The sequence below is a fragment of the Pseudomonas sp. yb_2 genome, assembly GCF_043103905.1.
Classification (GTDB): domain Bacteria; phylum Pseudomonadota; class Gammaproteobacteria; order Pseudomonadales; family Pseudomonadaceae; genus Aquipseudomonas; species Aquipseudomonas alloputida.
Genome location: NZ_JBICKH010000068.1, coordinates 146,507 through 167,882, shown reverse-complemented (window position 1 = coordinate 167,882; position 21,376 = coordinate 146,507). Strand labels below are relative to the sequence as shown.

The following is a 21,376-nucleotide window of genomic DNA, read 5'->3' as shown; positions in this document are numbered from 1 at the left end:
CAAAGTTCAACTCGGCGTCAGCATTTCCGTTGGTCAAGCGTTGTGAACCCTCGCCGGCCTTTGCCGGTCGCACTTTCAGAGCGACCGAACAAGGAACCGGCAGTGAGGACGGCAGCGTGAGCGATATTCGCATCGGTATCTCCGGGTGGCGCTATGGCCCCTGGCGCAAGGACTTCTACCCCAAAGGCCTGAAACAGGACGATGAACTGGCATTCGCTTCACGGGCGGTGAACAGCATCGAGATCAATGGCTCGTTCTACAGCCTGCAGACGCCCGAGCGCTATCTGGGCTGGCGTGAAGCAACGCCGGAAGGCTTCGTGTTCGCAGTCAAGGGGCCGCGCTATATCACCCATGTCCGGCGGTTGAAGGAAATCGAAGAGCCCGTGGCCAATTTTTTCGCTTCCGGCCCGCTGCTGTTGGGCGAAAAACTCGGGCCGTTCCTGTGGCAGTTCCCCCCTAGCATGAAGTTCGATGAAGACCGTTTTGCCCGGTTCCTGGAGCTGCTGCCACACACACGCGAAGCGGCCCGTGAACGCGCCCAAGGCTGCGCCGAGCGCCTGAAGGGTAATGGCAGCCTTGCCATCAAGGGCAATGCTCGCTTGCGTCACGCCGTGGAAATCCGCCACGAGAGCTTCCTTTGCGAAGCGTTTGTCAAGCTGTTACGCAAGCACCGCGTGGCCTTGGTGGTTGCCGACAGCGCCGGCAAATGGCCCTATGTCGAAGACGTTACTGCCGACTTCGTCTACATGCGTCTGCACGGCGATGTAGAGCTGTACAGCAGCGGCTATACCGCACGCGCGCTGCGCCGCTGGAAGGAGCGTATCCAGCAATGGAGTGAAGGCCGCCAGGCCGACGATGCTCGCCTGATCGTGCCTGGGCCGCCGCCTCGGCGTGCGACACGCGATGTGTACTGCTACTTCGACAACGACCAGAAGGTTCACGCACCCTACGACGCCAGGCGCTTGCTGCAAAAGCTGTCGTTGGACCATGAGCTGATGACCGAGCCAGGCGTGGTGCCGGAGGTGGCCTTGTGAACCGGACCCTGCCCGCCCCACGCTGCATCATCGACAAGGTGACCGCTGTACGCCGGCTCAATGTGCTGACGCTGAATGTGCACAAGGGCTTCACCTTCTTCAACCGGCGCTTCATCTTGCCCGAGTTGCGTGAGGCTGTACGGGCCACCGGCGCCGACCTGGTGTTCTTGCAAGAGGTGCACGGCAGTCACCAGCAGCACGCCTTGCGCCACCCTGCCTGGCCCGAAACGCCGCAGTACGAGTTTCTGGCCGACAGCATGTGGCCGCAGTTCGCCTATGGCCGCAATGCGGTGTATCCCCATGGCGACCACGGCAACGCGCTGTTGTCGAAATTCCCCATCAGATGCTTCAACAACCTGGATGTTTCGGTGCAGGGCAATGAACAGCGTGGCCTGCTGCATTGCCAGCTGGAGGTGCCGGGCCATGACGAGGTGCATGCGGTATGCGTGCACCTGGGCCTGCGGGAATCCCACCGGCAGCGCCAGGTGAAGCTGATGCTCGACCTGCTGGCCAGCCTGCCGCCCAACGCGCCGGTCATCATCGCCGGCGATTTCAACGACTGGCGGCTGAAGGCGGACGCGGTGCTGAGCGAACACCTGACAGAGGCCTTCGGCACCCCGGCGCGCAGTTTCCCCGCGCGCCTGCCGTTATTGCGCCTGGACCGCATCTACCTGCGAAACGCGGTGCCGGGCGCAGCCCAGGTGCTGTCCAAATACCCGTGGTCGCATCTGTCCGACCACGTACCACTGGCTGCGGAGATCAACCTGTGAACCGACCTTGGGTAGACGGCAACAGCGTGCAGTTGCTGATCAATGGCGAGCAGTATTACCCCCGCGTGTTCGAGGCCATGGCCCAGGCGCGGGAAGAAATATTGCTGGAAACCTTCATCATCTTCGACGACAAAGTGGGCAAGCAATTGCAGCAGGTGTTGATCGAGGCTGCCCGGCGCGGAGTACGCGTGGAAGTGGTCGCGGATGGCTACGGCACAGCCGAGCTGCCGGCTGAATTCATTTCAGCGATGACCGACGCGGGTGTCAGCTTTCATGCCTTCGATCCACAACCCCGCTTGTTGGGCATGCGCACCAACCTGTTTCGCCGTTTGCACCGCAAGATCGTGGTGGTCGATGGTGAGCAGGCCTTCATCGGCGGTATCAACTACAGCGCCGACCATTTAGGCGACTTTGGTGCGATGGCCAAGCAGGACTATGCCGTGGAGGTCACTGGGCCGGTAGTGGCGCAGGTACATTCAGCCAGTAAGCGCCTGATGTCTCCCGTGCTGCAGCCACCCAGTGCGGTACGCCCCGTTACCGAGCCCGCCGGTAGCAGCAGTGCTGTGTTGATCGAGCGTGACAACGGCATGCGCAGCACCGATATCGAGGCACACTACCTTCAGGCGTTTCGTAAAGCCCGGCAACGCATTGTGGTCGCCAATGCGTATTTCTTTCCAGGCTACCGGCTGATGCGTGAGCTGCGCAACGCGGCCCGGCGTGGCGTGGAGGTTCGGTTGATTTTGCAGGGCCAGCCCGACATGCGCTGGGTACGCGCACTGTCGCGCCTGCTGTACAACTACCTGCTGCGCGACGGCGTGAAGATTCATGAGTACTGCCAGCGGCCGTTGCACGGCAAGGTGGCACTGGTGGACGACCAATGGGCCACCGTCGGCTCCAGCAACCTCGACCCCCTGAGCCTGTCGTTCAACCTGGAGGCCAACCTGTTCATTCGTGACCGGGCCTTCAACCAGCAACTGCACCAGCATCTGCAGACACTGGCCAGCGAGCAATGCAAACCGGTCACCCTGGAGCGCATGATTCGCGGCTACTGGTGGCGAGCACCGTTGATCTTCGTGTGCTTCCACGTGATCCGCCACTTCCCGCGCATTGCGGGCTGGTTCCCTGCGCACCGGCAGCGTTTGCGCTCGGTGCAGCCGGAAGCCGAACCCCAGGGCAACTTGCACGAGGGCAACTCCTGATGGCGCGCAAAAGCTGGCAAACGTGGGGCAAACGCCTGTTCACACTCGCGTTTCTGATCCTGATCCCTGTGCTGCTGTACCTGCTGGCGCGCAATCTGGACTGGAACGAAGTACGTCAGTCTTTGCTCGCCTACAAGCCTGGCACCCTTGCCATCGGCTTGGCGATCGCGTTGTGCAGCTACTTCACGTTTGCCAGTTACGACGTGTTGGCCCGGGCTTACACCGGCCATACGCTACCTGCCCGCCAGGTATTGCCCGTCGCGTTCGTGTGCTACGCCTTTAACCTCAATTTCACTACCTGGGTAGGCGGGGTTGCCTTGCGCTACCGCCTTTATGGGCGGCTGGGCTTGGATACCGCGACCATTACACGAATCCTCACCTTGGGGCTGTTGACCAACTGGATGGGCTATATGCTGCTGGCCGGCACCGTATTTGCCCTGGGCCTGGTCGAGATGCCCGGCAACTGGGCGGTGGGCACTACAGGCCTGCGCCTGATCGGCCTGCTGTTGCTGGCGATTGCGGGCGGCTACCTGCTGGCCTGTGGTTTTGCCAAGAAGCGCACCTGGTGCTGGCGCGACCACGAAGTGACGCTGCCCTCGCTGCGTCTGGCGCTGTGCCAGGTGGCGCTGGGTGCCAGCAACTGGGCACTGATGGCGCTGCTGATCTTCTGGCTGCTGCCGGGCGAAGCGTTCTACCCGTCGATTCTCGGCATTCTGCTGATCAGTTGTGTGGCCGGTGTGGTGGCGCATATCCCTGCGGGGCTGGGCGTGCTGGAAGCGGTGTTTCTGGCCCTGCTGCATGGTCAGATGGCCCAGGGCACGCTGGTGGCTGCCCTGCTCGGCTACCGCACGTTGTACTACCTGATTCCGCTGCTGTTGGCAGTGGTGACCTACCTGATCCTGGAAAAACGCGCCAAAGCCATGCGCCGGCGCGACAAGCCTGCTCAGACCTGACGAGGGCCTTGTGCCCTGGAGGTGGAAAATGCGTGTTCCTGCCTTGATGATGATGGTTGCCAGCCTGGCCAGCGGCCAGGTCTGGGCCGAAGCTTGCAATGTGCTGACTCGCTCCTCCAGCGACGCCGTGACGCCGGTGGAGCGGCACACCTGTTACAGCTACAGCAACATACCCGCCGAAGCGATCAACTGGTCATGCAGCAACGAAAGCAAGGACATGCTCAATAGCGAAAAGAGCAAAATAGCGCGGTGCGCCGATGGGAGTGTCGGCAGCTGCATCGCTCCACTGACCCCCGAGGCATTGGCCAATCCCAAGGCAATAGGTGGCGAGAAGCCGGCGTTGCCCAAGGATGCGCGGGTGATCACTTACTATTACGATACCCCGAGCCTCGGCCAGGCCCGTAGTGACTGTGAGCGAAATAACGGGGTCTGGCAGACCCACTAGGGCAAAAGGCTGGGAGCCAGCGCAAGCCCGCTCCCAGAATTAGATCAAAGGGCGGGGCGATCGCCTGCAAGGGCAGCCCGCCTATTCTGCTTCAGGGCGAGATCGGATCACTCGCTGGGAAGGTTTCATCCAACGCATTGTCCACCGCGCTCTCGCCCGGCTTCTCACCACAATGGCAGTCCTGCATCCGGCAGGGCTCACCCTTGCGGTGGCCGCTGGCGCAGGCCTCGCAGCAATAGGCCTTGCCGTCGCGCTGCAAGGCATTGGCATCCACAGTGCAGGAACAGTGCGTACACGCGCAGCGTTGATCGTTCATGGCTTGCTCTCCTCGTCGTCAATCACTTCATCGGTCCAGGGCACCCCGTCCAGCGGCGCGGATCGGGCCAGTTCGGCCTCGTCCAGGCCAATGCCGCCACCGATCTCATCGGCATCCACCTCGCGCAGACGCTGGTCTGCCGGGCCGCCACTGCCGCCCGGTTCGTGGGGGTCGCGGGCACCGGTTTCGTCCAGCAGGGTGTCCGGGCTCAAATCGTCGTAGGTGACATTGTCCTCATGCAGGCTGTCACTCAGCGCCTCGCCGCCGGTCATGCCACTTTGCGCCACGCGCCGGGGGGGAAACTCACGGTCGACCTCGGCGGCCGGTCGCTCGTCGCCCACACGCCCTTCGCGCTCTTCCAGGCGTTCATCGAAATCCAGCTCATGCACGCTGCCCATGCGGTCTTCGATGTCATCGATTTCGGTGGGAGTGTATGGCTTAGGTGCATCGGGTCGGGTCATGTGCGTTCTCCATCAGGTGGCTTCATTCGGTCGACTACACCAGCTCACGGAAGATTCAGAGTTTTTTGAACTACCGCCTCGGCCGGCGCCTCCCACCTTAGAGACCTTGATCTGCCCGGAGCCCGCCATGGCCAAGCCCCTGCAGGAATACGCGCGCAAGCGCGACTTCAACGCCACACCCGAGCCCAGCGGCAAACGCAAACGTGGCAAACGGGCCCATGCGCTGCAGTTCTGCATCCAGAAACACGACGCCAGTCATTTGCACTACGACTTCCGCCTGGAGCTCGATGGCACCCTGAAAAGCTGGGCGATCCCCAAAGGCCCGTCGTTGGACCCCAAGGTGCGCCGCCTGGCGGTGCATGTGGAGGATCACCCGCTGGACTACGCCGATTTCGAGGGCCATATCCCGGAAGGCCACTATGGTGCAGGGGACGTGATCGTCTGGGACCGCGGTATCTGGGAGCCTGAAGGCGACGCGCATGAAGCCTACGCCAAAGGCAAGCTGCGATTCCGCCTGCTGGGTGAGAAGCTAGGCGGCGTGTGGAACCTGTTTCGCACCCACCTGGCCGGCAAGAAAGAACAATGGATGCTGGTCAAGTCGCACGACGCCCAGGCGCGCAGCGAAACGGAGTACAGCATTGTCGAGGCCCTGCCCGACAGCGTGCTCAGCGAGCGCACGCTGGTGCCACGCAAATCCGCTGCAAAAAAAGCCACTGCCCCGCGCAGCAGCCGTAAACGCGCCGACAAAGTTCAGGCTGCACCCTTGCCAGCACAGTTACAGCCACAGCTGGCAACGTTGGTGGACTCTCCCCCCAGCGGCGACTGGCGCTACGAAGTCAAGTTCGATGGCTACCGTATTCTGGCCCGCATCGAGGGCCAGGACATCCGCTTGTTCACCCGCAACGGCCATGACTGGAGCAGCAAGATGCCCCGGCAGGTTGCCGCCCTGCGCGCGCTGGGCATCGACTCGGCCTGGCTCGATGGCGAAATGGTGGTGGCTGATGAGAATGGCATGGCTGACTTCCAGGCGTTGCAGAACGCCTTCGATACCGAGCACGACGAACGCATCACCTATTACCTGTTCGACCTGCCATTTCTGGGCGGTCAGGACATGCGACAGCTACCGCTGCAGAACCGCCGCGATACATTGCGCCAACTGCTTGAGCACAACCATTGCGACGTCATCAAGTATTCCGCCGACTTCGACGAACCTGTCCAGTCACTGCTCGACAGTGCCTGCCGGCTGAAGCTGGAAGGCCTGATCGGCAAGCGAGTTGACAGTGTCTACAGCGGCCGCCGTAGCCCGGACTGGATCAAGCTCAAGTGCAAGCAACGCCAGGAATTCGTGATCGTCGGCTACACCGACCCCAAAGGCAGCCGCAGCGGCTTCGGTGCCCTGCTGCTGGCCCTGCACGACAACGACAGTGGCGAGCTGCGCTATGCCGGTAAGGTCGGTACCGGCTTCAATGCCACGACACTGGCCAGCATCCACGCGCGGCTCAAGCCCCTGGAAATCGCCAGGCCAGCCCTGCCCTCGCCGCCTGCCGGAGCCGAAGCGCGTGGTGTGCACTGGCTGCGACCGCAGTTGTTGGCGGAAGTCGCCTTTGCCCAGATGACCCGTGACGGCATCGTGCGCCATTCGGTGTTCCACGGCCTGCGCGATGACAAGGCGGCAACCGCCATTGACCTGGAGCGCGCCATGCCCGCAAAAACTGTATCCAACCGCAACAAGCAGGCCAAGGCGTCTGAGAACCTGGGTGAACTGCGGCTGACCCACCCCGACCGGGTCATCGACCCCACCACGGGTGTGACCAAGCGCGAAGTCGCCGAGTATTACGCTGGCATCAGCCAGTGGATCCTGCCACAGCTCAAGCACCGCCCGGTGGCATTGGTGCGCGCCCCGGACGGCCTGGGCGGCGAGCTGTTCTTCCAGAAAAACGCGGGCCAAATGTACATACCCAACGTACTCAGCTACGAAAAGGCCGAGGCCGGCCAGGCAGCGATGGTCATCAATCGCGCCGATACGCTGCTGGGTGCGGTGCAGATGAACATGCTGGAGCTGCACACCTGGAACGCCACAGACAAGGATTTCGATAAACCGGACCGTTTTGTCCTCGACCTGGACCCTGACCCTGCGCTGCCCTGGAAGGCCATGGTGGAGGCGACCCAACTGACCCTCACCCTGCTGGACGAACTGGGCCTGAAGGTGTTCCTGAAAACCAGTGGTGGCAAGGGTATTCACGTGGTTGTGCCCTTGACCCGGCGAGCCGGGTGGGACGAGGTCAAGGACTTCAGCCACGCCATCGTCAATTACCTGGCCAAGCTGTTTCCGGACCGCCTGAGCGCGGTGTCGGGGCCGAAAAATCGCGTGGGACGCATTTTCATCGACTACCTGCGCAACGGCAAGGGCGCTACCACGGCGTGCGCCTATTCACTGCGAGCCCGTGACGGGCTGCCAGTATCGGTACCTATCTGGCGTGAGGAACTGGCGCAAATCAAGGCCGCCAACCAATGGAACATCACAAACCTGCACGAGCGTCTGGCGGAGGTCGACGACCCTTGGGCCGACATGGGCAAGGTACGCCAGTCGATCACCGCGCGCATGCGCAAGCAGCTAGGGCTCGAATGATGATGCCCCTGCGATTGGACACGACCCGGGAGCCACGCCCATGAGCATCGTTCAGGACTTCAACCTGACCACCCTTGACCGCCTTTTACGCACCTTTGGCGAACGCCAGCTACCGCTCAACCTCGATACCCAATTGCCGCAACTGATCCAGGCGCTGCAAGCTGATCACCTCGACCTGCTACCGTTGCCGGGGCAAGGCAACACCTTGCGTCGCTGGCAGACCTTGGCACGGGTGGCCGGCTGTGACCTGGCACTGGCCAAGCTCTATGAGGGCCATACCGATGCCTTGGCGATCCTGGCGGAATGCGGCGCAGCGCACCACGCCAACGACGGCATCTGGGGCGTGTGGGCGGCAGAGCCACCCGATGCGCGGGTCCACATCACAGCGCGCGACGGCGACCAGGTGCGTCTCAACGGCACCAAGGCCTGGTGTTCCGGTGCCTTGCAGATCGATCGCGCGCTGATTACTGCCTGGGATGAGGCCGAGCAGCCGCAATTGGTGGCAATCGAGCTGTCACAGCCAAGCCAGGGCCTGAACATTGAGCACTGGCAGGCCGTTGGCATGGCCACTACCGCCAGTGTCGAGGTGGCGTTCAACGATACCCCAGGCACGCTCATCGGCACGCCAGGCCAATACCTCTCGCGCCCTGGCTTCTGGCAAGGCGGTGCGGGTATCGCCGCCTGCTGGTACGGCGCAGCCGAGGCGCTGGCGGATTACCTGCGTGAACATTGCCGCAAACCTCGCCCAGACCCGCATGCCGATGCGCATCTGGGCGCTGTGGACGCTGCGTTGCATGGCGCCCGTGCGTCACTGCGTGAATGTGCTGCCTGGATCGATCAACAGCCCGGTGTGGATGCCAGTTTCGAAGTTCGCCGCACCCGCGCCCAGGTAGAACAGGCCGTAGAGCAGGTCATCAGCCACGTCGGGCGTGCCTTGGGGGCCACGCCGTTCTGTCGCAGCAGTCATTTTGCCCGGCTGAGCGCCGACCTGCCGGTGTTCCTGCGTCAGAGCCACGCCGAGCGTGATCTGGCGATGCTGGGCCAGCAACTGGCCCAGTTGCCAGCCGGGGTGTGGCAACTATGAGCCAGAACCTGATCCAGTCCGCGGGCGGCACGCCTTGGGCAGCCTGGCAGCAAAGCGCGCACCTGGCGCGTGCGACCTGGCTCGACTCACGCCAACTGTGCCCGCCGGGGCGCCGGCTGGTATTGATCGCGCCGCATCCGGATGACGAAATTCTCATGGCTGGCGGCCTGCTGGCGGGCTTCAAGGGGCGTGAGGATGAGCTGGTGCTGATCTCCGCCACCGACGGCGAAGGCAGCCACCCCGGCTCCAGTCACTGGACCGAACATCGATTGCGCCGCCAGCGCCCCCAGGAAAGCCGACTGGCCCTGCAACAGCTCGACCTGGACCTTGAACGCCTGGACTGGCGCAGGCTCCACCTGAAGGACGGCCAGTTGCCGCGCGAAGAAGCGTTTCTGACCCGTCACCTCACCCAGTTACTGCGCGCCGATGACCTGCTGATGGCCACCTGGCGCAGTGACGGCCATTGCGATCACGAGGCCGTCGGCCGCGCCGCTGCGCAGGCGGCGGCAACCCGTGGGGTGCACTTGGCTGAGGTACCGGTCTGGGCCTGGCACTGGGCTGAGCCTGACGACCCGCGCCTGCCATGGCCCCGTGCGCACCGCGTGCAGCTTGATGAAAGCCGTCTGGCACGCAAGCGCAAGGCCTTGGCCGCCCACGCCAGCCAGCTGCAGCCGGACGGCGAGCAGCCGCCGGTGCTACCGCCGCACCTGCTGGATTGCCTTCTGCAACCTTTCGAACTGGTGTTCCTTTGAATGGAGCTGTCATGAGCCTCGATCCACAGTATTTTGCCGAGCTATACGCCACCAATGAAGACCCTTGGGCCTTTCGCACCCGCTGGTACGAGAGGCGCAAACGCGAGCTGGTGATGGCCAGCCTGCCACGCCAGTGCTATCAGCGCGTGTTCGAGCCTGCTTGCGCAAATGGCGAGCTCAGCGCGCTGCTGGCCGAGCGTTGTGCCGAACTGCTGTGCCAGGACCTGGACCCGACGGCCGTAGGCCTGGCCCGTGAACGCCTGGCTCACGTGCACAATGCCTCGGTCGAACGGGCCCGGTTACCGGGGGACTGGCCCGGCGGCCGCTTTGACCTGATCGTGCTCAGCGAGGTGGGTTACTACCTTGATCCCACCGACTGGCTGCAGGTGATCGAACAATCGGTGGCCAGCCTCAGCTACGACGGTGCGCTGCTGGCCTGCCACTGGAAGCACCCTATCGCGGGTTGCCCGCAGGACGGTCGCGAAGTGCACCGCCTATTGACCCGACATTTGCCGTTGCATCAGCAGTTTCGGCATGAAGAGGCGGACTTTTTGCTGGAATACTGGTCATGCCAGCCAAGCGTCGTCGATCTCGACGAGACGTGCCCATGATTGCCGTTGTCATCCCTGCACATAACGAAGCCCGCCGCCTTGGGCGATGCCTGCGGGCGGTGCTGGTGGCTGCCCGGCAGGCGCAGCAAGCGGGACTGCACGTAGAAGTGCTGGTGGTACTGGACCGCTGCAGCGACGGCAGCGCCGCCGTGGCGCGGCGTTTCGGTGTACACACGCTGGAGGTGGATGCCGGTAATGTCGGCATGGCACGTCGTGTGGGGGCCGCGCACATGGTCGAGCGTGGCGCCACATGGCTGGCGTGCACCGATGCGGACAGCCGGGTCCCGGCGCACTGGCTGCTGTCGCAGCTGGCCTGTAGCGCCGAGGTGGTTTGCGGCACCGTGCATGTCGAGTACTGGCAACCCTGGCAGACAGCCGCGCTGCGCAAGCTGTACCAGAGCCGCTACCAGGCGTGTGAAGGGCATCGGCATGTGCACGGCGCAAACCTGGGGGTTTGTGCCGATGCCTATGAGCGTGTGGGTGGCTTTCAGCCCCTCGCGGCGCATGAAGATGTGCAGCTGGTCAGCGACCTACAGGCCAGCGGCGCCCAGATCGTCTGGACCGCCAGGCATAGTGTGGCCACCAGCAGTCGACGTGACAGCCGCGCCCGCGAGGGGTTTGGTGATTACCTGGCTGGGTTGCAGGCGCAGTCTTGAACTCAATGGCATTGGCCGTGTTCATGAAGCCTTTCGCGTCTTCTTCACCGGTTTCTTGCCACCCAGGCTGCGCTTGAGCAGTTCGGTCAGGTCGAGGATGTCCGCACCTTTCTCGGCCGCCCCTGTGTCGCCCTTCTCCACCGCCTCGATCTTGCCCTTGCTGGCCTTCTCTTCCACCAGGTCCATGATCGTCTGGCGGAAGGCGTCATGATAATCCTCAGGCTTCCAGGGCCCGCTCATGTCCTCTACCAGGCGCTTGGCCATCTCCAGCTCACGCTTCTCCACCTTGCTGTCGGTCACGCTGGCATCCAGCTCCAGCGTTTCCAGCCCGCGCACCTCTTCAGGCCAGCGCAAGGTGATCATCACCAGCGCATGGTCCAGAGGCCGCAGCAGCGCCAAGTGCTGCCGGGTATGCAATACCACGGTGGCCAGTGCCACCTTGCCGGTCTTTTCCAGCGTCTCGCGCAGCAAGGCATACACCTTGCCGCCACGGCGGTCCGGGGTCAGGTAGTACGGCGTATCGAAATGCTGCAGCGGAATATCGCCCGCTTCCACAAAGGAAAAGATGTCGATCGTCTGGGTCGCTTCGGGCCGGGCCTTGCGGATTTCCTCCTCACTGATCACCACATAGCGGCCCTTCTCGAACTCTACGCCCTTGACGATATTGTCCTTGTCGATTTCCTTGCCGGTCACCTTGTTCACCCGCTTGTAGCCGACCGGCTCCATGCTGCGCTTGTCCAGCCAGTCGAAGTCCACGCGCTCGGTGCGCACGGCGGTATTGAGTGCCACGGGGATGTGCACAAGGCCAAAACTGATGGCGCCTTTCCAGATTGCCCGAGCCATGAGGGTGCTCCCAGGGTTGCCTGCTGATACCAGAAGTGACTGCGTCGGGCGACAAAGGTTTAGCTGCCCTGCCCTGCGGCAACCGTCACGCCTGGCTGAACAGCACCCGCTTGAACGCTTCGGCCGCCAGGTGCACTTGTACCGCCCAATCCCCCGCGGCTTCGCTGCCGGCATCATCGGAAATGTATTTAAGGCACACGAACGGGATACCTTCACCCCGCGCGATCAATGCCAGCACGTAGGCTTCCATGTCGACCACGTCGTAAGGCGCGTCGCCATGGTTGATCTCGAAGCTGTCACCGCTGCCACAGGTTTCCACAGCCAGGCCGGGTATTGCCGCCCCGTGTTCGAGTACCACCGGGGTGTCGGACAAGGGTGTTTCATAACGGGCAAAGCCCAGCGCGGTCACATCCATGTCGCGTTGTACGAAGCGGTTACAGCACACGACTTCGCCCTTGCCATGACGCTGGCTGCCAGCCGAGCCCAGGTTGACGATAAGCTTGGGCCTGCGCGTGGCGATCGCCTTGGTCAGGGCGATTGCGGCATTGACCTTGCCAATGCCGGTGAACACGGTGTTCACCTCGGTAAAGACATCGCCAGCCTCGGCCTCAAGCGCAAAGACGAACAGCGTGTCATTCAGGGAAATGTCGGGGAATTGCTTGATAAGCATCATGGAGCAGGTGTTTCCGAGTGGCTGCAAAGGGCGCGGCCATTGTCGGTCAACCCGGGCTAAATGCAAGTCCCGGCAGCCACCACGGCGCGTAGCGCCTGCCCTTTGCCAAGCCCGTCTGCCCTGGCCTGTGCCAGGCAGCGCAATTGCTGATCGGCATGGGTACCATGGCGCAGCACGTGCAGGGCGTGCTGGCAGGCGCGCTCGGCGTCCGCGCTGTCTATGGGTAGCTGGGCCTGCAGTTGGGCGAGCCAGCCTTGCGCCGTGACCGGCTGCTGCTCGTGACAACCTATGAATTGTGCGTGGCGCCCATGGCGCATGGCACGCCAGTAGTTCTCCTGGGCGATCCAGCGCAATTCGCGGCTGCAGGGTAGCGGGTCATGGCGGTAGGCAATGCTGTGTTCAACCAGGTGGCGAAACAGTGCTGCAATGCACAGAACGTCTTCCAGATTCGGGCAGCCATCGCAGATGCGCAACTCCACTGTCGGATAGCGCCGCGAAGGCCGGAGTGCCCACCAAAGGTCGCCATCGGGAGCCAGTGCACCGGTTCGCTGCAACAGGGCACGGTAGCGCTCATAGGCGGCCCAGTCGGGCAATGCTTCGGGCAAGCCCATGTGTGGCCACTCACCGCAGATCACTCGGCGATAGCTCAAGTACCCGGTAGGCTGGCCAGCCCACAGGGGCGACGAAGTGCTCAACGCCAGTAACAACGGTAACCAGGGCAGAAGGCGGTTGATCAGTTGCATGCGGTCACAAGCTGGCGGCACGCCAACGTGCACATGCAGGCCATTGAGCAGGCTACGCCTTGCCACATGGCGGTAGTCGTCGAACAGCTGCTTATAGTGCCCTTGTGCCGCGGGCTTCTGCAGCAGCCACGCGGCGCAGGGGTGGCTTGCCGCAGCGTATGGCCCCATCCCCTCTTCGGCCAATGCCACGCGCAGCCGCTGACGGTTGCGCTGGAGAAACTCACGTGCTTCATACAGGTTGGTGAACACCGGCGACGCCAGCTCGATCTGGCTGCGGAACATTTCCTGGGCGAAATAGCGGCCCAGCGCTTCACGGCAGCGCCCCATCACCGCGGGTGACGGTGTGGCCGGAACCTGACCCGAGCCCAGGTTCACCAGTAGGTACTCTTCCTCGATGCCGAACGTACAGGGCCGGATCATGCTGCCTCAGCGGCTGCGGGTAACGGTGAGCGCCACGGCGGCGATGCGCTCGACCTGTTCGTAGCCTGGTTCAGCCAGTTGCTCGCCAAATACGTCGGGGTCGATTTCCCGATACACCCAAGCCCAATCCGGACCGGCCAGACGCAGGCGGATGGCTTCGAGCAAGGCATCGCGGCCTTCGACAATGGCCACCCCTGTGTATAGCAGCAACGTACCGTGGCGGCTCAGCCGATCGCGAGCCTGCTCCACGATACGTAGCGACAGGTCGACGCCTAGCGCGCCGCCACCGTGACGGTAGATGCGGGCGTTGGGGTCAAGCATGTAGGGCGGGTTGGCAACGATCAGGTCGAACGTACCGCTGATACCGTCCAGCAAGTCGCTGGGCTCGACCGACAGGTTACTCACACCCGCCAAGGCTGCATTGATTGCCGTATAGCGCAACGCCAGGGGGTTGATGTCAACGGCGCTGACCTGAGCGTGCTGGGCGGCGCGAGCAATCAGCAAGGCGCCCACCCCGCTGCCACAGCCGATATCCACTGCATGCTCGACCCGCGCGGGGCAGTGCTGAAGGTGCTCGTGAATGACTTGGGCAAAGCGGTAACTGTCCGGGCCGAAGAACACGGCATCGCTGGCGTCGGTTGGAAACGCCGAATGCAGCAACAGAAATTCATCCAGGCTGGACCAGCGTACCGTGCTGATCAGCCGTTCACCCTGGGCACCCAACGCCTGCGCACGTTCGAGCAACAGTAACTGATCTGCCGACAGCAAACCTGGCTCGAAAGGTCGGCTCCAGCCGAATATATCGCGCAGGGTGCTGGCCTGCCCGCAGCCCTCGCGGGCATTGACGCGCGCGTGGGTGGCGGGTGTCACGCAGGTAAAGCGGTATCCATCGGCGCGCAGGCGCTGTCCCAGTTGTAGCAACGCCTGGTCTGCCTCGATTTGCCTGTGAGTGAGCATCATCAACGCGGTTCCTCCTGGCGCAGCCCGGTTACGCGCATGTAGGCGCGCGTGGCACACAATCCGTCTGGGGTGGCGTGGCGGTTGCCGGCCATCCTCTGGATCAAGGCCTTGGGGTCCATATTCAAGGCGTCATAGGGTATATCTTCAGGCTCCTCAGGCAGCCCCCAACTGCCAGGTGATACGCGGCGGATGGACGGCTGCCAATCGTCGGCGATCCAGTCATGCCATAGCTGTTTTTCATAGGCGTTGAAAACTCCGAACATCGCCGCCGTCGGCCCGTCGATCAGCGTCCACCAGCGGCTGTTCGCTGGCGGCTGCCCTCTGCGGATCCAGCCATGAGACTGTAATGCGGCAACGAATGCGGGCATGGCGCCGGGTTCGGCCAGCCATTGATTGATCGTGCGCTGCTGCAGGCGGCAATGGTCGGCATGCATCAATTGGCCATAGACCCGCTTGCGTTCAAGGGCTGCAAACAGTTCGCCTTGCAGGTCGAACTGGCGGATGAGGTCTGGCGTGGCGATACCCCGGTCATTCAGGCGGTAGCCTAAGCGCGCCCTGGCGTAGAACGCCTGCGGATCATGCGCGGGGCTTAGCTGGTTCAGCGCCTGAATTGCCAGGCGGGCGTGGCCGCTGGCGGCATTGTCGATGGTCACATGCAGCTGAAAATACTGCCCGTCGATGCCCAGTTCGGCCAGCTCGTACGTGGTGATCAGCAGATGCAGCGGTGGCTGCTCATAACCGAGGTTGTAGCCAACCACCTCTGGCAGGTGAGTGTCGCAGTGCTGCCCCAGGGCAAGTTGCAGGGCCCCTTGCAGATACCGCGTGTCATCCAGGGGCATGGCCTCTACGCAACCCAGGCGAGCAAGCAGGCGCTGATAGATCAGCACATGGTTGCAGCGTGGATCACCGTTGCCGAGCTCTTCCAGATAGGTGCGAATCAGCCCGTGGTAACGCGGATCGCGCCAGTGATGCAGGGTGCCCTGTAGCCAGGCGCCATCCACGGCCTTGGTAGGCGCAACCTGTTGCAGGAACCACAATGCGTGGGCGCGGTTGGAAAAGTAACGCCGGGGCATACCTTGACGGCGTTGTGCCCGGTAAACGGTGTAGGCCTTGGCGACCTCGGCGGTATGCTTCTTGCTCCAGGCCGGCAACTCGGCCGGTGTGTCGGGCAAGTCGTCCGGCATGCTCGCGGCACCCGCCAGTTGTTCCTCCAGCCATGAGCCGCTGCCAGCATCCTGGCCTGCGAGCAGCGCTTGGTAGCGTTGTCGCAGGCTGGTCGATTCGGTGACCACTTGCGCAGCGCTTGCAGTATTGCGGTTCATCACCGTCATACCGTGCTCCTTGTCTTCTTACTGGCTCGGCTTCTGCCCCGGCATCGGCTCGGGGTCGGGCGCAGGCTGCGGTGCAGGCTTGGCATCAGGTTGCTGCATCTGCAGCGAAGGTTTACTGGGGTCGGAATCTTTACCAGGGTGGTCATTGTCGCGGTCGAAACAGCCGCCGACCAAGCTCAGCGAACCCATCAGGATGATCAGTGGAGTCAGGCGCATGGAGTACCCCCTTGGATAATTGCAGTGCCAGGTCGCCCCGGCACTGCGCCTCGGTCAGTTACGAACGGCCGCCCTTGTGGCCCGACTCGCGGTCGTGGGGCATGTTGCCGCCCAAGGACTGGCCGCCTTTGCGACCGGCTTCGGAGGCTTTTTCACGGTCATTGGCGAAATTGCCCGGGTTCTTGTTACCGCCTTGGCTGCCTTGTTGATTGCCGGTGCGGCTGTTGTCTTTAGTGGCCATGGTGTTCAAACCTCATATGACTTCGGAATGCACGGCAAGATGCCGTACACAGATTCGGAGTTCGGCGATATCGGCAGATTCGCTTTATTACGAGAGGTTCGGACCGGTGGCGTTAAATAAGCGGCATCGCCATATTTGGTGCGCGTGTCAGTGGTGCGGCGGGCTATCCATGCGCGCCTGCCGGCGGCCCAGCCAAGCGCCTGTCGCGCCCCAGCCCACGGCAAGCAACGCGCCGATGAGCATCGCCAATTGCGGGTGTTCGCCCATCACGTCCAGCGCACGCTTGACCCAGCCGCTCAGCGCATCGCCGCCACGGTAGACCACGGTGTCGATGAAGTTCTTGGCTTTGTACTTGTCCTCGGCGGACAGCACAGTGAACAGCATCTCCCGCCCTGGCCGCACCAATGCGTATTCACCTGCCCGCCGCACCACCATCACCACCACAAACAGGGCGAACACCGGGGCCAGTGCCAGCCACAAGAAGCCGGCAGCCATTATCAGCGGCACTGCAACCAGCAACACACCGACACCCAGCCGACGGGCCAGACGCCCGGTAAGAAAGACCTGGGTGAGGATGGCCAGGGCCTGCACAACCGTGTCGATCAGGCCGAACACCTGTGTCTGCCGGGTGCGGTCAGTGAAGGTTTCGCTGACAATACGCGCCTGCTCGAAGTACAGGAACGTGCTGACGCTGGCCAGCAATACCACGAACAAAGCGATGCCTAGCAGATAGGGCGAGCGCAGTACGGCGCCGGCGCCGGTAAACGGGTTGCCACCCAGTGGCCGCGAGCCCTGGTGTTCGGTTTGCATCGCAATGGGTTGGCGTGCTCGCCAGCGTTGCAGGAACAGTGTCGCGCCGATACTGCCCAGCAGAAGCACCGCCGCTAGCACCAACAACCCGGCATGGCCGAGCGGCGCCACCAGCAACGTGCCAAGCACGGGGCCACTGAGCCCGCCCAGGCTGGCCCCGGCTGCCAGCAGACCGAACAGCCGCTTGCCCTGGGCGGTGGAAAACAGATCGGCGAGCACGCTCCAGGCCAGCGAGATCGTCAGCAAATTGAACACCGACAGCCAGATATAGAACGCCCGGGCGGTCCAGAGATCGTCAGGGTTACCGGCCAACAGTGCCGCGAACAGCAACAGGTTGCTGGCGAAAAAACCATAAGTCCAAGGCAGGATATGCCTGCGCTGCACCCTGGAGGCCAGCCAGCCAAACAGCGGCAGGCACGCCAACGTGGCAATGAAGGTGCCGGTGAACAGCCACTGCAGGTTTTCCACGCCACCGGCAACGCCCATGGTTTCGCGTACCGGGCGCAGCATGAAGTAACCAGTGAACAGCAGGTAGAACAGCAACAAGCCGGCGATGACCGCCGGCCCCTCACCAGGCTGAATGTTCAGCCCTTGGTCCAGGCGCCGCCGCCAGGCTTGCATGATGTCAGGCAAACTGTGTGATCAGCGCCTGTTGCTGCGCTTGGGTGAGCATTGGCTCATGCCCGGCCTTGAGCTGATCGAGCTGGCGGTCAGGCCGACTGGTAGCGGGTATGACCGTGGTCACTGCCGGGTGGCTGATGGCGAACTTGAGAAACAGCTGTGCCCAGCTGCCGATGCCTGCTTCGGCGGCCCAGCCCGGCAAGGCCTGGCCTTTGACCCGGGCGAACAGCCGGCCATCGTCGAAGGCCCGATTGATCAACACCGCAACGCCCTTGTCCTGGCACAGCGGCAGCAGTTCCCGGGCAGCGTCCGGCGCATTGACCGAGTAGTTGATCTGGATGAAGTCCAGCGGCTCGCTGCGCACGATACGGGCGACTTCGTCGTGGCCACTGTTCAGGTAATGGGTGATGCCGACATAACGTGTCCCGCCCTGCTGCTTCAGCTCGCGGGCATAAGGCAGCTGCGTCTGCCAGTCACGCAGGTTGTGAATCTGCAGCAAGTCGACCTTGTCGGTGCGCAGGCTCTTGAGGCTGCCGGCCCACTGCGCTTGGGCTTCAGCCCGGCTATTGGCGGCGATCTTGGTGGCCAGGAAGCACTGGCGGTGCCAGCCGCCCTCTTCCAGCAACTGGCCGAGAATGCTGTCGGCGCCCCCGTAGTTGGGCGAGGTGTCGATCACCCGGCCGCCGCCTTCGAAAAATGCCTTGAGCACCGTTTTGAGCTGAAGGTACTGGGGCGAACCGTTTTCTACCTCGAAACTGCCCGAAGTACCGGCACCGATCACCGGCAACGCTTCACCGGTGGACGGGACTTTGCGCGCAAGCAAACCCGCCGGCGCGGCAGCGTGCAGCCAAGGGCTGGCGGCGGCCAGCAATCCCAATGTTGCACCTGCGCGTAGGACTTCACGACGTGCGTACATGGAAAATCTCCCGTCATGAATCGGAAATTTTCAAGCCTAGCCGCTCTGTCCCTCGCCTGCGGGTGTTTCTGTATCTGGATGTTTAGAGATCAGGCCCGCAGCAAGGGGCTTAGATCGACACCCGTCTCGCTCATTGGCGGGCACCAGTAGTAGCCCCCCGTCAGCGGGCGGCTGAAGCGGTACAGCCCGTCGATGATGCCGTCTTCCAGGCCACTCATGCGCCGCAGCTGCACCTCGAATGCCTCGAAACTCTTGCCCAGGGCGACGAAAGCCAGGCCGGCGCCGCGTTGGTCGGCCCAGGATACCGAGCGACGGACCATGAACGCCTCGGGTTCAAAGCTTTCCTGGGCGGTGCGCTTGACGTGCGCGGACGCGGGGGCGTCGTCGAGTTCTTCGTTATCGCTCAAGCGACGGCCGATGATGTTGTCCTGGTCTGCCTGGGGCAGCGACTTGAAGTATTGCAGGTCGTGCTTCCACAGCTGGAACGCGGCAAAGCTGGAGCCATCTGCGGCAATGGCCGCTTGCACCGCCTCTTCGTCTGTCGGGTTTTCGGTGCCGTCTTCATAACCGGTAAGGTCATGGCCGCCCCGGTGCAGGAAGCCATCAACGCTGTCGGCCAGGCTCAGGGCGGGTGCCAGCGCCTGCTCCAGGGCCTGGGTGCGCAGCAGCAGGTCGCCACGTTCGTCGCCACGCAGCCACAGCCACAGGGCGTGTTGGGTGCTGGGGTTCTCAACCGCGGCATCCAGTAGCGGGAACGGGCGCAGGCCTGGTATTTCCCGGCCCAGGGCCTTGGCCAAGGGGGCGCCTACGCCCAGCAGCAACTGTTTGCCATCGACCTGCGGCAGCAAGGCATCCAGCGCGGCAGGCAACGCCTCGGGCGACTGCAGGGTGAAGAACAGGTGACGGGCGTGGGCCGGCACCGGGGTGGCAAGCAGACCTTGCTGGAACGGCATATCAGGCTAATCCTAAGGTAAAAACGGAATGCTACTTCGCCAGCATGCCTGCTGCAATGCGGCATGCAGCCTCGCCAGCCGCTGCACGTGGTAACAAACGGTTACCAAGAGCTGGCCCTTTGCAATTAGCTATCAATCAAGGCCGACCTACACTGCTTCAGATCCTTCGCCCGAGAGACCACTCATGACCGCCTCGCCCCTGCTCACTGCGTTTCTGCCGCTTGCCCTGGGCATCATCATGCTTGGCCTTGGGTTGTCGTTGACCCTGGCTGACTTCGCGCGCGTGGTGAAGTATCCAAAGCCCGTGGTGGTGGGCCTGGTGTGCCAGATCCTGCTGTTGCCGCTGGTGTGCTTCCTGATCGCCAACGGCTTTGGCCTGGAATCTGCCCTGGCAGTGGGGTTGATGCTGCTGGCTGCTTCGCCGGGCGGTACCACGGCCAACCTGTTCAGCCATCTGGCCCACGGTGACGTGGCGTTGAACATCACCCTGACGGCGGTCAACTCACTGATCGCGATCCTGACCATGCCGTTGCTGGTGAACCTGTCGCTGAGCTGGTTCATGGCCTCGGACCAGGCTATTCCACTGCAGTTCGCCAAGGTCATGCAGGTGTTCGCCATCGTCTTGCTGCCGGTGGCGCTGGGCATGCTGATTCGCCATTTCGCCCCGGCGTTCGCTGCGCGCATGGAAAAACCGATGAAGCTGGTGGCTGCGCTGTTCCTGGCCTTCACCATCGTCCTGGCATTGGCCAAGGACTGGCAGACAGTGGTCGAGTACGCACCGGTGGTGGGCCTGGCGGCGCTGCTGTTCAACCTGCTGAGCCTGACGGTGGGCTATTGGGTGCCGCGGCTGTTGAACATTTCCAAGCGCCAGGCGATTGCCATTGGTATGGAAATTGGCATCCATAACGGGACCTTGGCGATTGCCCTGGCGTTGAGCCCTTCGCTGCTGAACAACGCGACCATGGCGGTGCCGGCTGCGTTGTACAGCTTGATCATGTTCTTTACCGCGGCCGGGTTTGGCTGGTGGGTGAGCCGCGGGCATGTGGCGGCTGAGCCCAAGGGTGAAACCGTGAACTGATTTCACCCGATGCCCGGCAGGTGCCGGGCGTGCCAGGGATGCGTCACGATTGGCTGCGCCTGCTGCGCAATTGCTGCTTCAACACCTTCAGCGGCGGCGCATAGAAGAACCCGAACGACACGCTCCCCGTGCGCCCCTTCACCGCATGGTGCAAGCGGTGCGCGCGGTGCAAGCGTTTCAGGTAGCGGTTGACCGGCCGCGGCTTGCGCGGCCAGTGCCGGTGAAAGAAACCGTCGTGGGCCAGTACATACAGTGCTCCATAGCCTGCCACACCACCGCCCACCCACTGCAAAGGCGCATAACCACTTTTGCCCAGCGCCACCAGCGCCGTGGCGATCAGCCCCAGGGCCACCAGGTACAGGTCGTTGGTTTCGAGCATGCCCAGGTGTGGCTCATGGTGCGATCGGTGCAGCCACCAGCCCCAGCCATGCATGATGTACTTGTGAGCCAGCGTACCAACGCCCTCCATGGCCACCAGGGTGCCGAACAATATGGCGAGATTGAACAGCATGGAACGGTCCGGGTGATGGCAAAGGAAGGCGCAAGGTTACCGGCTGCCCAGGGTTTTTTCCATGTGGGCGTGACCGGCAGCAGGCCGTTCCCGGATGAAGCCATTGTCATGTTTTTGCCCTTGACCTGCTCTGCCCTGCGGCGTATGGTC

24 protein-coding genes are annotated in these 21,376 nt (G+C 63.0%); 11 read left to right on the top strand and 13 right to left on the bottom strand.

Going from position 1 to position 21,376, the window contains the following annotated elements; all coding sequences use genetic code 11:
• The first annotated feature begins 116 nt into the window (after window positions 1-116).
• From ACF8FB_RS17605 to ACF8FB_RS17585, 5 genes are read left to right on the top strand one after another with little or no spacing between them, the layout of a single operon-like run.
• Window positions 117-1,034: a DUF72 domain-containing protein gene (locus ACF8FB_RS17605; protein ID WP_392511608.1), complete on the top strand. Its 918-nt coding sequence runs from the start codon at window positions 117-119 to the stop codon at window positions 1,032-1,034.
• Window positions 1,031-1,804 (top strand): endonuclease/exonuclease/phosphatase family protein, encoded by a 774-nt coding sequence (locus ACF8FB_RS17600; RefSeq protein ID WP_392511607.1) that lies wholly within the window; start codon window positions 1,031-1,033, stop codon window positions 1,802-1,804. The genes ACF8FB_RS17605 and ACF8FB_RS17600 overlap by 4 nt, the downstream gene beginning before the upstream one ends.
• Window positions 1,801-3,003: a cardiolipin synthase ClsB gene (clsB, locus tag ACF8FB_RS17595; RefSeq protein ID WP_010954145.1), complete on the top strand. Its 1,203-nt coding sequence runs from the start codon at window positions 1,801-1,803 to the stop codon at window positions 3,001-3,003. Before ACF8FB_RS17600 ends, clsB begins: the two co-directional genes overlap by 4 nt.
• The gene (locus tag ACF8FB_RS17590; RefSeq protein WP_392511606.1) at window positions 3,003-3,956 is read left to right on the top strand and encodes a lysylphosphatidylglycerol synthase domain-containing protein; all 954 of its coding nucleotides are present in this window, start codon (window positions 3,003-3,005) and stop codon (window positions 3,954-3,956) included. Before clsB ends, ACF8FB_RS17590 begins: the two co-directional genes overlap by 1 nt.
• A 28-nt stretch (window positions 3,957-3,984) precedes the next feature.
• Window positions 3,985-4,401, top strand: a complete 417-nt coding sequence (locus tag ACF8FB_RS17585; RefSeq protein ID WP_049587883.1) for a hypothetical protein — start codon at window positions 3,985-3,987, stop codon at window positions 4,399-4,401.
• Window positions 4,402-4,492: 91 nt separating this feature from the next.
• On the opposite strand, the gene ACF8FB_RS17580 is transcribed toward ACF8FB_RS17585, so the two are convergent.
• Both ACF8FB_RS17580 and ACF8FB_RS17575 read right to left on the bottom strand, forming a co-directional pair.
• Window positions 4,493-4,717, bottom strand: coding sequence for a metallothionein (locus ACF8FB_RS17580; protein ID WP_004576227.1), 225 nt, complete (start codon window positions 4,715-4,717; stop codon window positions 4,493-4,495).
• The gene (locus tag ACF8FB_RS17575) at window positions 4,714-5,178 is read right to left on the bottom strand and encodes a hypothetical protein (protein WP_049587885.1); all 465 of its coding nucleotides are present in this window, start codon (window positions 5,176-5,178) and stop codon (window positions 4,714-4,716) included. The genes ACF8FB_RS17580 and ACF8FB_RS17575 overlap by 4 nt, the downstream gene beginning before the upstream one ends.
• A gap of 127 nt (window positions 5,179-5,305) precedes the next feature.
• Between ACF8FB_RS17575 and ligD the strand changes: the two genes are divergently transcribed.
• The 5 genes from ligD to ACF8FB_RS17550 are packed head-to-tail and all read left to right on the top strand — an operon-like array spanning window position 5,306 to window position 10,910.
• On the top strand, window positions 5,306-7,807 hold the full coding sequence (gene ligD / locus ACF8FB_RS17570) for a DNA ligase D (RefSeq protein WP_392511605.1): 2,502 nt from the start codon (window positions 5,306-5,308) through the stop codon (window positions 7,805-7,807).
• 40 nt (window positions 7,808-7,847) lie between these two features.
• Window positions 7,848-8,891 (top strand): acyl-CoA dehydrogenase family protein, encoded by a 1,044-nt coding sequence (locus ACF8FB_RS17565; RefSeq protein ID WP_010954141.1) that lies wholly within the window; start codon window positions 7,848-7,850, stop codon window positions 8,889-8,891.
• A complete protein-coding gene (locus tag ACF8FB_RS17560; protein WP_010954140.1) occupies window positions 8,888-9,643 on the top strand; it encodes a PIG-L deacetylase family protein in 756 nt (251 codons plus the stop codon). The genes ACF8FB_RS17565 and ACF8FB_RS17560 overlap by 4 nt, the downstream gene beginning before the upstream one ends.
• 11 nt (window positions 9,644-9,654) lie before the next feature.
• The gene (locus tag ACF8FB_RS17555) at window positions 9,655-10,254 is read left to right on the top strand and encodes a bifunctional 2-polyprenyl-6-hydroxyphenol methylase/3-demethylubiquinol 3-O-methyltransferase UbiG (protein ID WP_010954139.1); all 600 of its coding nucleotides are present in this window, start codon (window positions 9,655-9,657) and stop codon (window positions 10,252-10,254) included.
• Window positions 10,251-10,910 carry a glycosyltransferase family 2 protein gene (locus ACF8FB_RS17550; protein WP_010954138.1) on the top strand — a complete coding sequence of 220 codons (660 nt, stop codon included), beginning with the start codon at window positions 10,251-10,253 and terminating at the stop codon, window positions 10,908-10,910. Before ACF8FB_RS17555 ends, ACF8FB_RS17550 begins: the two co-directional genes overlap by 4 nt.
• A gap of 21 nt (window positions 10,911-10,931) precedes the next feature.
• Here ACF8FB_RS17550 and ACF8FB_RS17545 read toward each other — a convergent pair whose 3' ends face one another.
• From ACF8FB_RS17545 to ACF8FB_RS17500, 10 genes are all read right to left on the bottom strand, one after another.
• Entirely contained in the window at window positions 10,932-11,753 is an 822-nt protein-coding gene (locus ACF8FB_RS17545; protein WP_392510030.1) for a Ku protein, read from the bottom strand.
• 85 nt (window positions 11,754-11,838) lie between these two features.
• Window positions 11,839-12,426, bottom strand: coding sequence for a nucleosidase (locus ACF8FB_RS17540; protein WP_012052320.1), 588 nt, complete (start codon window positions 12,424-12,426; stop codon window positions 11,839-11,841).
• Window positions 12,427-12,482: 56 nt separating this feature from the next.
• Window positions 12,483-13,589: a carboxylate-amine ligase gene (locus tag ACF8FB_RS17535; RefSeq protein WP_392511604.1), complete on the bottom strand. Its 1,107-nt coding sequence runs from the start codon at window positions 13,587-13,589 to the stop codon at window positions 12,483-12,485.
• 6 nt (window positions 13,590-13,595) lie between these two features.
• A complete protein-coding gene (locus ACF8FB_RS17530; RefSeq protein WP_392510028.1) occupies window positions 13,596-14,549 on the bottom strand; it encodes a methyltransferase in 954 nt (317 codons plus the stop codon).
• Complete coding sequence (locus ACF8FB_RS17525; protein ID WP_010954133.1) at window positions 14,549-15,880, bottom strand: iron-containing redox enzyme family protein; 1,332 nt, start codon at window positions 15,878-15,880, stop codon at window positions 14,549-14,551. The genes ACF8FB_RS17530 and ACF8FB_RS17525 overlap by 1 nt, the downstream gene beginning before the upstream one ends.
• A gap of 18 nt (window positions 15,881-15,898) precedes the next feature.
• Complete coding sequence (locus ACF8FB_RS17520; protein ID WP_049587889.1) at window positions 15,899-16,096, bottom strand: hypothetical protein; 198 nt, start codon at window positions 16,094-16,096, stop codon at window positions 15,899-15,901.
• Window positions 16,097-16,154: 58 nt separating this feature from the next.
• A complete protein-coding gene (locus tag ACF8FB_RS17515; protein WP_392511603.1) occupies window positions 16,155-16,337 on the bottom strand; it encodes a general stress protein in 183 nt (60 codons plus the stop codon).
• Between the two features lie 147 nt (window positions 16,338-16,484).
• Window positions 16,485-17,768: an NTP/NDP exchange transporter gene (locus tag ACF8FB_RS17510; protein ID WP_392511602.1), complete on the bottom strand. Its 1,284-nt coding sequence runs from the start codon at window positions 17,766-17,768 to the stop codon at window positions 16,485-16,487.
• A gap of 4 nt (window positions 17,769-17,772) precedes the next feature.
• Entirely contained in the window at window positions 17,773-18,684 is a 912-nt protein-coding gene (locus tag ACF8FB_RS17505) for an aldo/keto reductase (protein ID WP_049587890.1), read from the bottom strand.
• Between the two features lie 89 nt (window positions 18,685-18,773).
• Window positions 18,774-19,637, bottom strand: coding sequence for a Dyp-type peroxidase (locus ACF8FB_RS17500; protein ID WP_010954130.1), 864 nt, complete (start codon window positions 19,635-19,637; stop codon window positions 18,774-18,776).
• A gap of 184 nt (window positions 19,638-19,821) precedes the next feature.
• Here ACF8FB_RS17500 and ACF8FB_RS17495 point away from each other — a divergent pair, with 184 nt between their 5' ends.
• Window positions 19,822-20,715, top strand: a complete 894-nt coding sequence (locus tag ACF8FB_RS17495) for a bile acid:sodium symporter family protein (RefSeq protein ID WP_010954129.1) — start codon at window positions 19,822-19,824, stop codon at window positions 20,713-20,715.
• A 43-nt stretch (window positions 20,716-20,758) separates the two neighbouring features.
• Here the strand turns inward: ACF8FB_RS17495 and ACF8FB_RS17490 are convergent, their stop codons facing one another.
• Window positions 20,759-21,226: a sterol desaturase family protein gene (locus ACF8FB_RS17490; RefSeq protein ID WP_004374446.1), complete on the bottom strand. Its 468-nt coding sequence runs from the start codon at window positions 21,224-21,226 to the stop codon at window positions 20,759-20,761.
• Between the last annotated feature and the right edge of the window lie 150 nt (window positions 21,227-21,376).

Bases quoted from the DNA above. Each gene is read 5' to 3' on its own strand.
- ACF8FB_RS17590 (WP_392511606.1), top strand. From the start codon at position 3,003: ATGGCGCGCAAAAGCTGGCAAACGTGGGGCAAACGCCTGTTCACACTC.
- ACF8FB_RS17585 (WP_049587883.1), top strand. From the start codon at position 3,985: ATGCGTGTTCCTGCCTTGATGATGATGGTTGCCAGCCTGGCCAGCGGC.
- ACF8FB_RS17580 (WP_004576227.1), bottom strand. From the start codon at position 4,717: ATGAACGATCAACGCTGCGCGTGTACGCACTGTTCCTGCACTGTGGAT.
- ACF8FB_RS17575 (WP_049587885.1), bottom strand. From the start codon at position 5,178: ATGACCCGACCCGATGCACCTAAGCCATACACTCCCACCGAAATCGAT.
- ligD (WP_392511605.1), top strand. From the start codon at position 5,306: ATGGCCAAGCCCCTGCAGGAATACGCGCGCAAGCGCGACTTCAACGCC.
- ACF8FB_RS17565 (WP_010954141.1), top strand. From the start codon at position 7,848: ATGAGCATCGTTCAGGACTTCAACCTGACCACCCTTGACCGCCTTTTA.
- ACF8FB_RS17560 (WP_010954140.1), top strand. From the start codon at position 8,888: ATGAGCCAGAACCTGATCCAGTCCGCGGGCGGCACGCCTTGGGCAGCC.
- ACF8FB_RS17555 (WP_010954139.1), top strand. From the start codon at position 9,655: ATGAGCCTCGATCCACAGTATTTTGCCGAGCTATACGCCACCAATGAA.
- ACF8FB_RS17550 (WP_010954138.1), top strand. From the start codon at position 10,251: ATGATTGCCGTTGTCATCCCTGCACATAACGAAGCCCGCCGCCTTGGG.
- ACF8FB_RS17545 (WP_392510030.1), bottom strand. From the start codon at position 11,753: ATGGCTCGGGCAATCTGGAAAGGCGCCATCAGTTTTGGCCTTGTGCAC.
- ACF8FB_RS17540 (WP_012052320.1), bottom strand. From the start codon at position 12,426: ATGATGCTTATCAAGCAATTCCCCGACATTTCCCTGAATGACACGCTG.
- ACF8FB_RS17535 (WP_392511604.1), bottom strand. From the start codon at position 13,589: ATGATCCGGCCCTGTACGTTCGGCATCGAGGAAGAGTACCTACTGGTG.
- ACF8FB_RS17530 (WP_392510028.1), bottom strand. From the start codon at position 14,549: ATGATGCTCACTCACAGGCAAATCGAGGCAGACCAGGCGTTGCTACAA.
- ACF8FB_RS17525 (WP_010954133.1), bottom strand. From the start codon at position 15,880: ATGACGGTGATGAACCGCAATACTGCAAGCGCTGCGCAAGTGGTCACC.
- ACF8FB_RS17520 (WP_049587889.1), bottom strand. From the start codon at position 16,096: ATGCGCCTGACTCCACTGATCATCCTGATGGGTTCGCTGAGCTTGGTC.
- ACF8FB_RS17515 (WP_392511603.1), bottom strand. From the start codon at position 16,337: ATGGCCACTAAAGACAACAGCCGCACCGGCAATCAACAAGGCAGCCAA.
- ACF8FB_RS17510 (WP_392511602.1), bottom strand. From the start codon at position 17,768: ATGCAAGCCTGGCGGCGGCGCCTGGACCAAGGGCTGAACATTCAGCCT.
- ACF8FB_RS17505 (WP_049587890.1), bottom strand. From the start codon at position 18,684: ATGTACGCACGTCGTGAAGTCCTACGCGCAGGTGCAACATTGGGATTG.
- ACF8FB_RS17500 (WP_010954130.1), bottom strand. From the start codon at position 19,637: ATGCCGTTCCAGCAAGGTCTGCTTGCCACCCCGGTGCCGGCCCACGCC.
- ACF8FB_RS17495 (WP_010954129.1), top strand. From the start codon at position 19,822: ATGACCGCCTCGCCCCTGCTCACTGCGTTTCTGCCGCTTGCCCTGGGC.
- ACF8FB_RS17490 (WP_004374446.1), bottom strand. From the start codon at position 21,226: ATGCTGTTCAATCTCGCCATATTGTTCGGCACCCTGGTGGCCATGGAG.